The following is a 2,550-nucleotide window of genomic DNA, read 5'->3' on the forward strand; positions in this document are numbered from 1 at the left end:
GGTTAAGGGTTGTCCGATGCCTGCCCCTACGCGCACACGTTGAGGGCCTGACGCCTCCGGCCGGGCAGGCGGCGGACAAGCCTCGGGGGAGGAAACCGCGGAGTGAGGGCGACACGCCCGGAGTGGGTGATGCCGCTATGGCGAATTGAAGCGCCGCACGGTGGCCCGATGGGGCACTGAGCGTGCAGTCATGATGGGCAACGCCCTCCAGTCACCCGACCTGAAGGTAGAAATGCCTGAGCGGTGCCCGCACCGCGCACAGAATGCAGCGCGATTTGCGGACCCGGCACAAGCGTCCCCTTTCGGCTCGGGCAACCCCGGAGCCGACATTCGGTTTGCGCAGTGTGGGACGTGGGTGTTCATGGGCAACCCGATCGTGGAGGTGGAGCACGGATCGACGCGCTGCGTGGGAGGATCTCGACGACGACCATCGCCGCTCCGCAGCACCGGCACACAAAGGCGGGCTGAGCCTGGCTAGCCTGCGCCTCGAGCGTCGCAGACGTCTCCGAGTTCGGCACAACCCGCAGCAGTTCCCGCACCTTGGCCAGATTGTCCCGCCGCCCCGCGTTGGCGAGCAGGCCGTAATGGCGGATACGGTGAAAGCCACCGGGCAGCACATGCAGCAGGAAGCGGCGCATGAACTCGTCGGCGTCCAGCGTCATCGTCTTGTGGCGGGTCCGTCCGGTGGCCCGGTAGTCCTTCCAGCGGAAAGTCACGCCCCGTTCGTCCAGCGCAAGGAGCCGCCGATTCGAGATCGCCACGCGATGCGTGTAGCGGGACAGATAAGCCAGCACCGCTGCCGGCCCGGCAAACGGGCGCTTGGCATAGACCACCCATTCACACTGGCGCAGCGGCTTCATCCATGCAGCGAAGGCCGCCGGGTCGGCGAGCCCGGCCTCGTCGCCGAAGAAGCGCAAGTGCCCGGCGCGATGGGCGGTGTCGAGTTCTTCGAGGAAGCGCCGCCGGAACAGGCGTGAGAGCACCCGCACGGGCAGGAAGAAGCCTGGCCGGCAGGCCACCCACCGTGCCCCGTCGGGCGAGAGACCGCCGCCAGGCACGATGCCGTGCACGTGGGGGTGATGGGTCAGCGCCGAACCCCAGGTATGCAGGACCAGCGTCGCACCGATCTGTGCCCCGAGGTGCTTCGGGTCGGCGGCAATCCGGCGCAGGGTCTCGGCGGCCACGTCGAACAGCAGCGTGTAGAGCACGGCCTTGTTGGTGTAGGCGATCCGGCTGATCGGTGCCGGCAGGGTGAACACCACGTGGTAATACGGCACCGGCAACAGATCAGCCTCGCGGGCCGCGAGCCAGCGCCGGGCGGCGTTCCCCTGGCACTTCGGGCAATGCCGGTTGCGGCAGGAATTGTAGGCGATCTCCACCTCCCCGCAGCCCTCGCAGCGGAGCACATGTCCGCCCAGCGCCGCACTGCGGCACTGTTCGATGGCCGACATGACCTTGAGCTGGCCTGCACTCAGGGCGGTGTGCGCCCGCCAGGCCGACCCATGGGTGCGGAAGATGTCCGCGACTTCCAGGGCAGGCTGCCCCACGGGGGCACCTCAGGCGGGCTGCAAGCGTTCCAGCGGACTGATCACCTCGCGCAGCAGATCGGTGGCAACCTGGGTGTAGAGCGCGGTGGTCTCCAGTTTCTTGTGCCCGAGCAGCACCTGGATCACCCGGATATCGACCTTCTGCTCCAGCAGATGGGTGGCGAAGCTGTGGCGCAGGGTGTGCATCGACACCCGCTTGTCGATCTGGGCTGCCTCGGCGGCGGCGTGGATGGCCCGGTTGAGCTGCCGGGTACTGAGCGACTCGATCGGGTTCATCCCCGGAAACAGCCAGCCGCCGTCAAGCATCTTGCCTTGGGCGCGGGCGACCTTCCACCAGACGCGCAGCCGCTCGAGCAGCACCGGCGAGAGCATCGCGTAGCGATCCTTGTGGCCCTTGCCCTGCTCGATGCGCAGGGTCATACGCTGGCCGTCCACATCGCCCACCTTCAGCGCGACCACTTCACTGGCTCGCAGCCCGGCCCCGTAGGCCACCGACAAGGCGGTCTGATGTTTCAGGTTGCCGGCGGCGGCGATCAGGCGGGACACTTCCTCGGGGCTGAGTACCACTGGCAGCGTTCGCGGCACCCGCACCGGCTGCATCCGGGCCATCAGTTCCTGGCGATCGAGGGTGATGTCGAAGAAGAACTTCAGTCCGCTGATCGCCGCGTTGAGCGAGACCGGAGAGATGCCGTGATCGACCAGATGCAGTTGGTAGTTGCGCAGATCCTCGGTGCTGGCCGTATCCGGCGAGCGCCCGAGGTAAGCGGCGAACTGGCGTACTGCGCGAATGTAACCGCTCTGGGTCTTGGGGGAGAGCTTGCGCATACGCATGTCGTCGATCATGCGTTGGCGCAGCGGGCTGATGGGGTGCGGGGAGGCGGTCATGGCTGCGACTCCTTGAGAACGAGGCGGAGTGCCTCTGTTCTCAAGGTAGGAAACCGCGCCCCTCTATCCGCGACCACCTCGCGGGATCGAAGGGCTACCGCGAGAGCGGTTTAGTCCA

At 67.1% G+C, this 2,550-nt stretch carries 2 protein-coding genes; both read right to left on the minus strand.

Annotated elements, in window-relative coordinates:
- Positions 1–359: 359 nt before the first annotated feature.
- Positions 360–1,547, minus strand: coding sequence for an IS91 family transposase (locus tag B4920_RS25680; protein ID WP_079437578.1), 1,188 nt, complete (start codon positions 1,545–1,547; stop codon positions 360–362).
- Positions 1,548–1,556: 9 nt separating this feature from the next.
- Complete coding sequence (locus B4920_RS25685) at positions 1,557–2,432, minus strand: site-specific integrase (RefSeq protein ID WP_079437579.1); 876 nt, start codon at positions 2,430–2,432, stop codon at positions 1,557–1,559.
- Between the last annotated feature and the right edge of the window lie 118 nt (positions 2,433–2,550).

This window comes from Zoogloea sp. LCSB751 (genome assembly GCF_002028455.1).
Classification (GTDB): Bacteria; Pseudomonadota; Gammaproteobacteria; order Burkholderiales; family Rhodocyclaceae; genus Zoogloea.

Coding starts and splice junctions, on each gene's coding strand:
- B4920_RS25685 (WP_079437579.1), bottom strand. CDS start 2,432: ATGACCGCCTCCCCGCACCCCATCAGCCCGCTGCGCCAACGCATGATC.